Source organism: Lacrimispora sp., assembly GCF_036758025.1.
In the GTDB taxonomy this organism is placed as follows: domain Bacteria; phylum Bacillota; class Clostridia; order Lachnospirales; family Lachnospiraceae; genus Lacrimispora.
This window is the reverse complement of record NZ_DAIOXM010000001.1, coordinates 277075-289546: the sequence shown is the minus strand read 5'-3', so window position 1 is coordinate 289546 and position 12472 is coordinate 277075. Positions and strand designations below refer to the sequence as shown.

13 protein-coding genes are annotated in these 12472 nt (G+C 43.7%); 3 read left to right on the top strand and 10 right to left on the bottom strand.

Annotated elements, in window-relative coordinates:
- Positions 1-933 carry a ribokinase gene (rbsK, locus tag V7M78_RS01340; protein ID WP_333645652.1) on the bottom strand — a complete coding sequence of 311 codons (933 nt, stop codon included), beginning with the start codon at positions 931-933 and terminating at the stop codon, positions 1-3.
- 220 nt (positions 934-1153) lie between these two features.
- Between rbsK and V7M78_RS01335 the strand changes: the two genes are divergently transcribed.
- Complete coding sequence (locus V7M78_RS01335; RefSeq protein ID WP_333645650.1) at positions 1154-2155, top strand: LacI family DNA-binding transcriptional regulator; 1002 nt, start codon at positions 1154-1156, stop codon at positions 2153-2155.
- A 385-nt stretch (positions 2156-2540) separates the two neighbouring features.
- Positions 2541-2837 carry a hypothetical protein gene (locus tag V7M78_RS01330; protein ID WP_333645648.1) on the top strand — a complete coding sequence of 99 codons (297 nt, stop codon included), beginning with the start codon at positions 2541-2543 and terminating at the stop codon, positions 2835-2837.
- An 81-nt stretch (positions 2838-2918) separates the two neighbouring features.
- On the opposite strand, the gene V7M78_RS01325 is transcribed toward V7M78_RS01330, so the two are convergent.
- The 3 genes from V7M78_RS01325 to V7M78_RS01315 all read right to left on the bottom strand — a co-directional run bounded on the left by V7M78_RS01325 (position 2919) and on the right by V7M78_RS01315 (position 4759).
- A complete protein-coding gene (locus V7M78_RS01325; protein WP_333645646.1) occupies positions 2919-4106 on the bottom strand; it encodes an iron-containing alcohol dehydrogenase in 1188 nt (395 codons plus the stop codon).
- A 97-nt stretch (positions 4107-4203) separates the two neighbouring features.
- Positions 4204-4617: a type II toxin-antitoxin system HicB family antitoxin gene (locus V7M78_RS01320; protein ID WP_333645645.1), complete on the bottom strand. Its 414-nt coding sequence runs from the start codon at positions 4615-4617 to the stop codon at positions 4204-4206.
- Positions 4618-4648: 31 nt separating this feature from the next.
- A complete protein-coding gene (locus tag V7M78_RS01315) occupies positions 4649-4759 on the bottom strand; it encodes a type II toxin-antitoxin system HicA family toxin (protein WP_333646039.1) in 111 nt (36 codons plus the stop codon).
- Positions 4760-5022: 263 nt separating this feature from the next.
- On the opposite strand from V7M78_RS01315, the gene V7M78_RS01310 reads away from it, so the two are divergent.
- Entirely contained in the window at positions 5023-6192 is a 1170-nt protein-coding gene (locus V7M78_RS01310; RefSeq protein ID WP_333645644.1) for a M23 family metallopeptidase, read from the top strand.
- A gap of 90 nt (positions 6193-6282) precedes the next feature.
- Here V7M78_RS01310 and V7M78_RS01305 read toward each other — a convergent pair whose 3' ends face one another.
- The 6 genes from V7M78_RS01305 to ilvB form a co-directional block, all read right to left on the bottom strand.
- Positions 6283-6774 carry a DUF6773 family protein gene (locus tag V7M78_RS01305; protein ID WP_333645643.1) on the bottom strand — a complete coding sequence of 164 codons (492 nt, stop codon included), beginning with the start codon at positions 6772-6774 and terminating at the stop codon, positions 6283-6285.
- Positions 6774-6971 (bottom strand): helix-turn-helix transcriptional regulator, encoded by a 198-nt coding sequence (locus tag V7M78_RS01300; RefSeq protein WP_333645642.1) that lies wholly within the window; start codon positions 6969-6971, stop codon positions 6774-6776. The genes V7M78_RS01305 and V7M78_RS01300 overlap by 1 nt, the downstream gene beginning before the upstream one ends.
- Before the next feature lie 185 nt (positions 6972-7156).
- Entirely contained in the window at positions 7157-8395 is a 1239-nt protein-coding gene (locus V7M78_RS01295; RefSeq protein ID WP_333645641.1) for a DUF1015 domain-containing protein, read from the bottom strand.
- Positions 8396-8405: 10 nt separating this feature from the next.
- Positions 8406-9569 carry a phosphoglycerate dehydrogenase gene (locus V7M78_RS01290; RefSeq protein ID WP_333645640.1) on the bottom strand — a complete coding sequence of 388 codons (1164 nt, stop codon included), beginning with the start codon at positions 9567-9569 and terminating at the stop codon, positions 8406-8408.
- Positions 9570-9647: 78 nt separating this feature from the next.
- Entirely contained in the window at positions 9648-10733 is a 1086-nt protein-coding gene (gene serC, locus V7M78_RS01285) for a 3-phosphoserine/phosphohydroxythreonine transaminase (RefSeq protein ID WP_333645639.1), read from the bottom strand.
- A 38-nt stretch (positions 10734-10771) separates the two neighbouring features.
- Positions 10772-12457: a biosynthetic-type acetolactate synthase large subunit gene (gene ilvB / locus V7M78_RS01280; protein ID WP_333645638.1), complete on the bottom strand. Its 1686-nt coding sequence runs from the start codon at positions 12455-12457 to the stop codon at positions 10772-10774.
- Positions 12458-12472 lie beyond the last annotated feature (15 nt).

Below are 12472 nucleotides of genomic sequence, written 5' to 3'. Positions count from 1 at the left end.
TTATCCTCCAATCCGGTAAGTATCACCCTCATTACAACCGTCAAACCGGTCTTCCAGTTCTCTGATCACATCCTTAAGTTTCGGCATACCGCCTTGAGCACCAAACTTCTCTACCGACAAACCGGAAGCCAGGACTGCAAACGTCAACGCTTTTTCCATGTTATGGTATAAGCCAAGTGCTACGGCAAATGCACCGTTAAATGTATCCCCTGCTCCCGTAGTATCGACTACACTAGATTTTCTTGCCGGCAAAGCCACTGCCTTTTTTTCATGATCAATGTAAATGACACCTTTTTCCCCTTGGGTAATAATGAGTTTTTCCGGATACTGTTTTAATAAAGACTCCGTATCAGCCGTCTCTCCAAATATGATCCTGGCTTCATGCTCATTGGGGGTAATGTAATCCAATAATTCTATCAGTTCTCTTTTCAGCTCTCTGGCCGGTGCCGGGTTTAATATGACCTTTACTCCATGACTTGCACATAAGCCAATGACATATTCCACGGTTTCCTGTAATATCTCCTGCTGCAATAATACAATGTCGCAGGTTAATAAATTTTCTTTGATGCCATTAATGTACTCAATATCTACCGTATTATTTGCTCCCGCTAAAACTATAATACAGTTATCGCTTTCCGCTACCGTTATCACAGCCAGCCCTGTCACCTGATTTTCACGTACTTTTATATATTCTGTATGAATACCTTCATTTTTCAGATTTTCAATGAGGGCTTTTCCATGGTCATCGTTTCCCACACAGCCAAACATCGTTACATCCGCACCTAATCTGGCAGCCGCAACTGCCTGGTTTGCACCTTTTCCTCCTGGAATATAGGCAATGGCATCGCCTGTAATCGTTTCGCCTTTTCCCGGAATCCGCGGTGCTGTAACAGTCATATCCATATTGATACTGCCTACAACTCCGATTCTCATTTCTGCCACACCTTTCCCAAAACCCCAAATCGTTTCGTTTGTAATATAGGTTTGTTGTTGATAAAACGTTTTATCTACTTTGTAAATCCATATTATCATTGTTTTCGATTCATGTCAAGATAAAAAATATAAATGATAAATCGTTTTATCTTATATGAGTTGCTTTTTTATGTAAAATACGGTATTATTATTCATATCAATACATCAGAGGTCAAATACTATGTCTATAACAATAAAAGAAATAGCCAGATTAGCGGGAGTTTCTCCAAGCAGCGTATCCCTGGTTCTAAACAACAGGCCAAATAGAATTTCTGAAAAAAAGAAAAATCTTATTCTGCAGATTGCTGATGATCATCAATATATTCCAAACGCGGCTGCACGCAGTCTGGTAACCAGAAAAAACAATACATTCGGGCTTCTGATCCCTGATATAGAAAACCCTTTCTTTTCTAAATTATCAAAAACTTTAGAGCTGCAGCTGAGAGCGGAAGGATATTCATTGATTATCGTCAACTCCAACGATACATTTGAAGGAGACATGATTTTAATTGATCTTCTGGCGGCAAAAGGAATCGACGGAATATTTGTAGTGATTTCCAATGAATCCTATCTTCATCAGAATATTATTGAGCAGAAATTATTACAGCTTAATCTTCCATTTGTAATGGTTGACCGCATATTTGATTCATTTTCATGTAATAAAATATATTTTGATAATGTAGAGGGTTCCTATATTGCAACAAAGCATCTTCTGGAGAAAGGCCACAGAAAGATTGCCTGTATCTGCAATACTTTCATTTCCCACAACTCTCTTTCCCGTATACACGGATACCGGAATGCAATGATGGAATATGGAATCAAGGTGCCGAAAGAGTATATCATTCCTGCAAATTACCGGATAGAAGGCGGATATGAAGCCGCAAAGCAAGTCCTTGACACAGACTGCACGGCTATATTTGTATGCAATGACATGATGACCCTGGGCATTTTAAGATACTTTTCAGAGCAGGGTATCCATGTGCCCGAAGATTATGCCATAGTAAGCTATGACAATCTGCTGTCTGATTATTTATTTGGAATAAAAGTATCAAGTGTGAACCAGGACGTGGAAGAACTTGGAATAAGGGCCTGGAACATTATGAAAGAAGCTGCCAGACAGGACAAGAAAAAAGAAATAAAGCAAAAGGAAATATGTTTAATGCCCACACTGGTCATTCATTGAGGAACTTTCCTATTGTATCAAAAAGCGGGCCCGGAATACCGGATACCCGCATTTTACATTTATTCACATCCACAATCATCCTCACTGCGGGCATCCCGTCCACAGGGAGCATTTCTGCAGCCATCTTTAAAGCCGGCGCAATAAGCGTCCTTTAATTCCTGTTCTCTGCGTTTGCGCTCGCATTCGTCATTTCCGCGATTGCCTCCGCAGTTACATCTACAACTACACCTGCAATTATAACCACTCATCGTTTTCTCATCCTTTCAGCCTTTATTATACTATATTCTATGGATGACGCAGACAAGATGTGAATTGAGGGAAAGGACTCACGCTCGTCCCCGCAGATGCATATCATATAACAATAGAAAATAAAGGAGTCCCTGATATGTGCTGCCCAGGCAACTTTTGTCCCTACCGAGATGTAAACTGCAAGGATCTGGCCATTTTTCATGAAGCTACCAAGGATCTGCGCGGCACTACCTATAAACCCTATCTGGTATCCATTTGCGAGTCCAGGGGAATCCACTTTCGTTTTGTCTGCAATTCCACTATTATGACCCGGCCTCCCAAAAACGCCATAACCAGGGTCTCCATTTTCAAACCCCTCTGCAAGGATAAGGAAAAGGAGAAATCCAAGGCCGTTGTAACCGATATATGCCGGATGGGATGCTTTCGGGATTAAGGCTTATACCCAATAAAATAAGCAGGCTGCCAACTCTTTAGAGGGGCAGCCTGCTTTCACTGTCAGGCGGATATTTGCAATCTAAAATGCCATTTTATAAACTTCAATCATTTCTGCTTTTCCCAAAGCCTTGATTCCGGGCAGAATCCTTGTATTGCCCCCGGAGCATTTCTCTGCCATCGCTTCAAAATCGTCTTCCTTTATTCCAGCTTCCAGTTCTCTTAAGGTTACAGGCATTTCCAGGCTCTTAAAATACTTCTCCAGGCTGTCGATGCCCTTTAAAGCTGTTTGTAAGGGATCTTCAAAATTCATCTCTTCCTTTAATACTCTTACAGCAAGCTGGGCAAATCTCATGGGATCTTCTTTACACACATATCTGGCCCAGGAACAGAACAGGGCTGACAGTCCGGCGCCATGGGCAACGGAAGGATACATACCGGATAACTCATGCTCCAATTGATGAACCTGCATCATGTATTCTCTTCCAAGACCTGTCAGGTCATTGTGGGAAAGGCTTCCCGCCCACATAAGGGCTGCCCTGGCTTCATAATCCTCCGGGTTCTTGTCGGCAACAGCTCCTGCTTCCATAACAGAAATCAAAATGCTCTCTGCCAGACGGTCCGTCAAATCCGTATCCCTGGTTTTTCCGCCCAGATACCGTTCCAGAGTGTGCATCATAATGTCCACTGTTCCGCATCCTGTTTGGAACTTATTGACCGTAAAGGTCAGCTCCGGATTGCAGATGGCAAATAGTGGACGGTGGGTTGGACTGTTAAAGCCCCGCTTTAAGCCGGATTCTTCATTGGTGATAACACAGGATGCACTGCTTTCGCTTCCTGAAGCAGACAAGGTGAGAATACATCCATGAGGAAGGGCCTTCTGGGGAAGTGCTTCCTTCATAAAGAACTTCCATGGGTCAGTTTCCGGGTTCATGGCTCCATCGGCTATGCACTTGGCTGAGTCAATGGCGCTTCCGCCTCCTACTGCCAGGATGAAATCTACCTGCTCTTTGATACAAAGATCAATTCCCTCTTTTGCCAAAGACAGGGTGGGGTTTGGCTGGGCGCCTCCAAAAAGGACATAGCCGATTCCCTGTTCCTTTAAGGAATCTGTCACCTGATCCAGCAGGCCGGTTTTCTTTACGCTTCCTCCGCCATAGTGGATCATGACCTTTTTAAACCCGTATTCCCGGATTATGGCTCCTACCTGTTTCTGGGTGTCACGACCGAAAATCATCCTTGTGGGTACATAATATTCAAAGTTATTCATTTTCGCATCTCCTTCCGATGGTTGTGGTTCTGCTGCATTTACTGCCATATTGGAATTGTATCAAATATCCGTTATAATGGCTAGTACTCTGATTTAATTACTTGCCCTGCCGCTTTCCTTGAAGGCCTAAGTAGTCCATCAAAGCAGTTTCAAGAATCCTGGAATAGTTAACTTTATTTTCTTCCGCAATTTGCTTTAACCAATTGGGCAGAGTTATATTAGTTTTGACCCTCTTATTATCCATTTCATTTTTAATCATGTCTGGATACACTGTTATGGGTGTAACTATACAGCCAGAGACATCTTCTGTATCTAAGGTTTTAGAAGGTTTTGGAATCTCTTCTCCCTCCTGCTCCATCGCATAAATATGGAGCCCTGCCGCCTCTTCTGCCATCTGTTGCGCTTCTTCTATGGTTTTTCCAAAACTGATACAGCCAGGAATATCCGGAAAAAACACACCATATCCCTCATCGGCTGGTTCCAACACTGCAAGATAAGTTAATTTACGCATATATCTCACTCCTTTTTTATAGACAGAAACATTACTTTAATCCCGCCTGTTTTAAGATACTATTTAATGTTCCCCTCGGTAAGTCCCCTGAATGCATGGGAACTGTGACCTTGCCCGGTTTTGTCGGATGTTTAAAATTGATATGAGAACCTCTTTAATTTACCTCTATCCAGCCATCTTTATAAAGCTCTTTCAGAATTTCTTTTGCTGTCACCTCAGTATCCCCCTTACATCTATATATTATACGCCCATTTTATACGCACGTCAATAACTGTATTTATTCCGCAGGTATTTAGTCCTTGAATATCATATTCCTCAGCTTTTTTGCATATCTTATAAAGTGAAGCCTAAAAAACCTGCTTTCTTTTGGCATGTGCATTTACAGGAACGGCAAGGAGAACGCTTATGAACCTATTAAAAAAAGATACACAACATTCCCAGACCTCCAGGCATCAATACATTATTTACATAGAAGTTATTATTCTGACCTTTCTTCTGGTCTCTCTTTTTTTTCTGCCGGCAGGCGGAAGGTTCTCATTCCCGGTTTTCAGCCAAAATGAAAATGCCAGTCCTTCAGAAGCAAAGAAATTTATAAAATGGGTGGATTTTGACGTGACCGCCAAGGCCATGAAGGAAGCCTTCCGGTATGATGTGGATACCTGCCAGTCAGAGATTCATTTGAACTGGGTGGATTTGCTGGCCTTTCTGGGCGCTAAATATGGAGGGGATTTTTCCAAGTATTCCACCAAGGATTTAGATAATCTGGCAGAACAGCTCCTTTCAGGCAAAACCATGGAGGAACTGACTGCTAAAATGAAATATTATTCTTATTACAGGGATGCCTACGGCGCTGTGCTCGACGGACTTACAGGCCAATATGAAATACAGATTCCCGCTGAAAATGCACCTCTTTACGCTGCTCCTGCCCGCCTTCCCGACGGCAGCATTGATCCGGATAAGGTCTGGGTTACAAAATATGGACTCAAAGGATTTTCCCCCATTGCAAAAGGCTTTCCCTACAACGAATTTGATGATTTCGGTGTATCCCGGTCTTATGGTTATAAACGCCAGCATTTAGGCCATGATATGATGGGTCAGGTGGGAACCCCTATTATTGCAGTGGAAAGCGGTTACGTGGAAGCCATCGGCTGGAACCAGTACGGCGGATGGCGGCTGGGGATACGGAGTTTTGACGGGAAACGGTATTATTATTATGCTCATTTGAGAAAGAACTACCCTTATCATAAATCCTTAGAACAGGGAAGCATCGTCACTGCCGGAGACGTGATCGGTTATCTGGGTCGCACCGGATACAGCAGGACGGAAAACACCAACAACATTAACCAGCCTCATCTTCACTTCGGGCTTCAGCTTATTTTCGATGAATCCCAGAAAGAAGGGAATAATGAAATCTGGGTTAACTGCTATGAGCTGGTGAAATTCCTTGCCATGAACCGTTCTGAAACATTGAAAGACCAGGAGACAAAGGAATATGACCGGATATATGATATGAAAGACCCGGCCATTCCGGAGAATTTTGTACCTCCGGAACCGGTTGAAACGGTTAACTATTAAATTAATAACAGAGAAGAGGCATTGGCCGGTGATTTGGTCCAATGCCTCTTTATTGTTTTATTTTGGTTCAAATGTGGCTGTTTGAAACAATCAATCCTGTTCATTTTCCTCATTCAGTCTTTTTTCAATTCTTTGCTGCCCTTTCCAATTGAACCAATATAGAAGAGCAAATACAACAGAGGTAAAAATAACCGAAGAAACAAAAGTAAATATTAATACTGCAATAAAATGTCCGTCAAATATTCCAGTATACTTATGGCTGTACAGGGAATAGTTTCTTACTCCATTTACAATGCTGACAGCAAAACTTAAAGCTAAAACAGCTGACACTGTTAACACTTTTCCGTCTTTTGAAGTGTCAATGAAATTATGTCCAACTGACATGCTCCTCACTGCAATGTAAACTGTTGATAAAATAATAATGCCAAATTCAACTGCATACTGTGAGAAAGACATATCCATAATATAGGATTTAATAAAAACAGAAGCTACTGCAAAGAACAACACGACAAGATAGGCTTCGCTTTGAATTTTATTGTTTAGTTGCAAAACACGTTCATCTTTAATTTTATTGATTTTCATTATGATTCCTCCCAAAATAAGTCGTTTAGATTTTTGTTAAGAGCTTTGCATATTGCAATGCAAAGCTTCAATGTCGGATTATAATTCCCAGATTCGATCAAACCAATGGTTTGCCGTGTGACACCAACCATATTAGCCAAATCCTCCTGGCTCATATCACATTCAATTCTGGCAATCTTGAGCTTTTTATTTTTCACTGCAGTCCTCCTGTGTTGTTTATGGTTGAATTATATATTATATATTCCTAAATGTCAATTATATATTACATTTTGTAAGCTGGAAGTATTTAGAAAACTCACATTATAAAAAATAAGTGCAAGAGTTTAAGCATCAAAAATACTTAAATCCCTTACACTTATATAATACTTAAGAAATCTCATCCTTATTTCAGCAAATGAATAAACAACCCGCTTCTCAATTTCGGCTCAAACCAGGTAGATTTAGGAGGCATCAAAAGCCCTGCATCAGCCACATTCAACAACTCCTCAATAGAAGTCGGATACATGGAAAATGCCGCTTCCATATCTTCCTTACATCTCTTCTCCAATTCCCCAAGCCCTCTAATTCCGCCGATAAAGTCAATCCGCTTATCTGTTCTGGGATCCTTGATTCCCAGAATGGGGCCTAAAACATGATCCTGAAGAATAGACACATCAAGACTCTTCACCGGGTCTTGTGAATAGAGAAAATCTCTCGCCTTTAAGCAGTACCAGATTCCTCCAATATACATTCCAAAGCTTCCCTTTTCCTCCGGAGAATAAGCCTCTTCTCCCACCTTGGAAACTTCAAAGGATTCCTCTACTTTTTCAAGAAATGCTTCCGGACTAAGTCCGTTTAAATCCTTTACAACCCGGTTATAAGGCAGAATCATCAGCTGGTCGTCAGGAAACAGAACCGAGAGAAAATAATTAAACGGCTCTTCTCCCGTATATCCCGGATTCTCTTCCCGCCTTTTAAGCCCCACTTTAACAGCAGAAGCCGCCCTATGGTGCCCGTCCGCTATATAGGTAGCAGGAATACTCTGAAATGCCTCTTCAACAGCATGAATCATGCCCGTACCATCAATCCGCCACACCTTATGACTGATCCCGTCATCTGAAACAAAATCATAGATAGGGGCTTCTGACGTTTTTACTTTCACAATCTTATTGACTGCCTCATTAGAACGGTACGCCAGGAAAATAGGCCCTGTTTGGGCATTTGTAGTGTCCACATGGCGTATCCGGTCCACTTCCTTTTCTTCTCTGGTATTTTCATGCTTCTTAATCACGCCAGCCACATAATCATCAATGGAGGAGCAGGCCGCAATTCCGGTCTGGCTTCGTCCGTCCATAATCAATTCGTAAATATAATAAGCTTCCCCGCTGTCTTCCTTAAAAGTTCCATCCGCCATCCAGCTTTTTAACATTTCCCCGGCCTTTTCATAGACCCTGTCATCGTAAATATCCACATCCTCAGAAAACTGTGTCTCCGGCCTGTCAATATTTAAAAATGATTTCGGATTTGCCGCTGTAATCTGGCAGGCTTCCTTGCGGTTGTATACATCGTAAGGAAGTGCCGCCACCAGATGAGCATACTGCTCATCCGGGCGGACGCATTTAAATGGTTTAACGATAGCCATACTTTCTCCTTTATCTGATCACCCGCACACGGAGCGCGCCCTTGATGTCTTTTAATTTCTGTATGCATTCCTCATCTGCCGGACTTTCCAGGTCAAGCAAGGTATAAGCGTATTTTTCACGGCTCTTGTTGGTCATGTCGGAAATATTCACATTCCCTGCTGCCAGAGCACCTGTAATCTGTCCGATCATGTTTGGAATGTTTAAATGAAGCACAGCAATACGGCTGGCTGCCTTGCATTCTCCCATGTCGCAGGAAGGGAAGTTTACAGAATTGCGGATATTCCCGTTGTCTATGTAATCCATAATTTCCTTTACGGCCATCCTTGCGCAGTTATCCTCAGACTCTTCCGTGGAAGCACCTAAATGGGGGATAACAATAGCTCCCTCCATATTAACGGACTTTGGATTCGGGAAATCTGTCACATACTTTTTCACCTTGCCGGATTTTAAAGCCTCAGCCATATCATCTTCATTGACCAGAACGTCCCTGGAGAAGTTTAAAACCACTACCCCATCTTTCATGGTATCAATGGCTTCTTTCTTGATCATTCCCTTTGTAGAGTCAATCAGCGGAACATGAAGAGTAATATAATCACACTCCTGGTAAATGGTGTCCACAGAAGTGATATGCTTTACATTTCTGGAAAGGCACCAGGCAGAATTTACGGAAATAAAGGGATCATATCCATAGACCTCCATACCCAGGTAAGAGCAGGCATTGGCAACCTCCGCACCAATAGCTCCAAGGCCGATCACGCCCAGCTTCTTTCCTCTGATCTCACAGCCTGCAAATGCTTTCTTCTCTTTCTCTGCATTTTTAGCGATATTTTCATCGTCCCGATTTTCCTGGCACCACTGAACTCCCCCAATGATATCTCTGGAAGCCAGCATAAGCCCTGCAAGAACCAGTTCCTTTACGCCGTTGGCATTGGCGCCCGGTGTGTTAAATACCACAATTCCCTTCTCCGCACATCCGTCTAAGGGAATGTTATTAACTCCTGCTCCCGCTCTTCCAACCGCAAGAAGCCCCTCAGGCAGCTCCATATCATGCATGGAAGCGCTTCGTACCAGCACTCCGTCTGCTTCCTTCATATTGTCTGTTAACGTATACTCTTCTGTCAGCAATGCGGTTCCACAATCAGCAATCGCATTAAGGCAATGAATTTTTTTCATGATTCCAATCCTTTCCTGCACACCTGTCTGCATGTACGTTCAGCCATGCAGAAGTATTTGCATGGCTGAACCATTGATTTATTTTGTATTTTTTGCTTCAAATTCCTTCATAAATGCCACCAGGGCTTCCACACCTTCCATAGGCATGGCATTGTAAATGCTGGCTCTCATACCGCCTACGCTTCTGTGGCCTTTTAAGTTTTCAAAACCTGCTGCCTTGGCCTCTTTTACAAACAGGGCATCCAGCTCATCATTTCCCGTTACAAAAGGAACATTCATAAGGGAACGGTCCTCCTTTACCACTGTGCCGGAAAACATCTGGCTCTGGTCCAGGAAATCGTAAAGAATGGCTGCTTTCTTTTCATTGTATTCCTTCATGGCAGAGAGTCCGCCCCGCTTCTTCAGCCATTTAAATACCTTTCCGCACACGTAAATGCCGTAAGCAGGAGGGGTATTGTAAAGGGATTCTGCCTCATCATGAATCTTGTAGCGGAGCATGGTAGGCGTTCCCGGAAGAACATCTTCTGTAATGAGATCCTCACGGATAATGACGATGACTACTCCGGCAGGGCCTACATTTTTCTGGGCACCGGCAAAGATCAGGCCGTATTTGGAAACATCAACAGGTTCCGATAAAAAACAGGAAGAGAGATCTGCTACCAGGGTTTTTCCCTTTGTATTAGGCAGATTTTTAAACTTTGTGCCGTATATTGTGTTATTTTCGCAAATATAGACATAATCCGCATCATCTGAAATGGGCAGATCTGAAACATCAGGAATATAACTGAAGGTCTTATCTGCGCTGGAAGCCACAGCATTGGCTGTTCCGTAAAGCTTTCCTTCCTGATATGCCTTCTTCGCCCACTGTCCTGTAATGATGTAATCTCCCACCCGGTTCTTAAATAAGTTCATAGGAACCATGGCAAACTGCTGGGAGGCTCCGCCCTGCAAAAACAGCACCTTATAATTGTCTGGAATCTCCAAAAGCTCCCGAAGGTCTGCTTCCGCCTCCTTGATGATCGTATCATAAACTTTGGATCTGTGACTCATCTCCATAACGGACATGCCGCAGCCCTTATAATCCATCATCTCTTCGGCGGCTTCCCTTAATACTTCTTCCGGGAGCACGGCCGGACCTGCGGAAAAATTGTACACTCTGCTCATATCTCTTCCTCCTCTTATCAGGGGGCTTCCCTGAATTACTAGCGTTTTATCTTTAAATCATCTGCGTCAAAAGCATCTGCAATGGGCGCTCCGGGTGAAACCATAGGGAATACCTTGTCATCACAGTGAATCTGGCAGTCAATCACAACAGGGGCATTGAGGGCAATGGCCTCTTTCAGAACAGACTCAAATTCCTCTTTTCTGGTTACACGGTAGGCGGTGGCTCCCATTCCTTCTGCTATCTTTACAAAATCCACCTTGTCATTAAGCAGTGTATGTGAATAACGTTTTCCATAGAACAAGGTCTGCCACTGGCGAACCATACCCAGAACGTGATTGTTGACAACCACCTGGACAATGGGAATGTTATAGCGGACTGCTGTGGCAATCTCATTCATGTTCATACGGAAACAACCGTCGCCTGCCACATTGATAACCAGCTTATCAGGACATCCCATCTTGGCCCCAAGGGAAGCTCCAAGGCCGTAGCCCATGGTTCCCAGACCGCCGGAGGTGATAAAGCTTCTGGGCTTATTGTACTTGTAATACTGGGCCGCCCACATCTGATGCTGGCCTACCTCTGTGGTTATAATGGCATCTCCCCCTGTCACCTCATAAATCTTTTCGATGATATAGGGCCCGCTTAAAATGCTCTTGTCGTAGCGCAGGGGATGCATCTGGCTCCTGCGGTCAATGTGCGCCAGCCACTCATCGTGATTGATCGGGTCTAAACGGGCATTTAATTTCTTTAAAATCATCTTTACGTCACCGATGACGCTGGCATGGGCCTTTACATTTTTGCTGATCTCCGCAGGGTCTACGTCAAACTGAAGAATCTTGGCCTTTCTGGCAAATTTGGAGGCATTTCCCGTTACCCTGTCGCTGAACCTGGCTCCGGATACAATCAGAAGATCGCATTCCGTGATTCCCAGGTTAGAGGTCTTGGTTCCGTGCATTCCTACCATTCCGGTATACAGTTCGTCATTTCCGTCAATAGCACCCTTTCCCATGAGGCTGTCAGCCACAGGAGCCTGAATTCTGTGGGCAAAGGCACGAAGCTCCTCTGCCGCATCAGAGGCAATAACACCGCCGCCTGCGAAAATATAAGGCTTTTCTGCCTTCCGGATCATCTGAAGAGCGGTTTCCAAATCCTCTTCTGTGATGGTGTCCACCTGACGCTCAATCGGTGCGGGAGCCTTGTATTCATAATCATAGGTATTGCCTGTTACATCTTTGGTAATATCCACCAGTACCGGGCCAGGCCTTCCGGTCTGTGCGATGGTAAACGCCCGGCGAATGGTGTCCGCCAGCTTTGTTATATCCTTAACAATAAAACTGTATTTCGTAATAGGCATGGTCACACCGGCAATATCAATTTCCTGGAAGCTGTCACGCCCAAGCAGACTGACTCCCACATTGCAGGTAATGGCTACCACTGGAATGGAGTCCATAAAGGCAGTTGCAATTCCTGTTACCAGGTTGGTGGCTCCTGGGCCTGAGGTTGCCAGACAGACACCGACTTTTCCTGTTGCCCTTGCATATCCGTCAGCCGCATGGGATGCACCCTGCTCATGGGATGTGAGAATGTGATTGATCTCATCCTGGTGCTTATAAAGGGCATCGTATATATTGAGGATAGTGCCGCCCGGATATCCAAAAACAGTGTCTACGCCCTGTTCCTTCAGGCATTCAATTACAATTTCTGCTCCTGATAATGTTTTCATAAATCTGCTTTCCCC

What these genes read in the sequence shown, in the direction of transcription:
- rbsK (WP_333645652.1), bottom strand. Translation starts at nt 933, where the DNA reads ATGAGAATCGGAGTTGTAGGCAGTATCAATATGGATATGACTGTTACA.
- V7M78_RS01335 (WP_333645650.1), top strand. Translation starts at nt 1,154, where the DNA reads ATGTCTATAACAATAAAAGAAATAGCCAGATTAGCGGGAGTTTCTCCA.
- V7M78_RS01330 (WP_333645648.1), top strand. Translation starts at nt 2,541, where the DNA reads ATGTGCTGCCCAGGCAACTTTTGTCCCTACCGAGATGTAAACTGCAAG.
- V7M78_RS01325 (WP_333645646.1), bottom strand. Translation starts at nt 4,106, where the DNA reads ATGAATAACTTTGAATATTATGTACCCACAAGGATGATTTTCGGTCGT.
- V7M78_RS01320 (WP_333645645.1), bottom strand. Translation starts at nt 4,617, where the DNA reads ATGCGTAAATTAACTTATCTTGCAGTGTTGGAACCAGCCGATGAGGGA.
- V7M78_RS01310 (WP_333645644.1), top strand. Translation starts at nt 5,023, where the DNA reads ATGAACCTATTAAAAAAAGATACACAACATTCCCAGACCTCCAGGCAT.
- V7M78_RS01305 (WP_333645643.1), bottom strand. Translation starts at nt 6,774, where the DNA reads ATGAAAATCAATAAAATTAAAGATGAACGTGTTTTGCAACTAAACAAT.
- V7M78_RS01295 (WP_333645641.1), bottom strand. Translation starts at nt 8,395, where the DNA reads ATGGCTATCGTTAAACCATTTAAATGCGTCCGCCCGGATGAGCAGTAT.
- V7M78_RS01290 (WP_333645640.1), bottom strand. Translation starts at nt 9,569, where the DNA reads ATGAAAAAAATTCATTGCCTTAATGCGATTGCTGATTGTGGAACCGCA.
- serC (WP_333645639.1), bottom strand. Translation starts at nt 10,733, where the DNA reads ATGAGCAGAGTGTACAATTTTTCCGCAGGTCCGGCCGTGCTCCCGGAA.
- ilvB (WP_333645638.1), bottom strand. Translation starts at nt 12,457, where the DNA reads ATGAAAACATTATCAGGAGCAGAAATTGTAATTGAATGCCTGAAGGAA.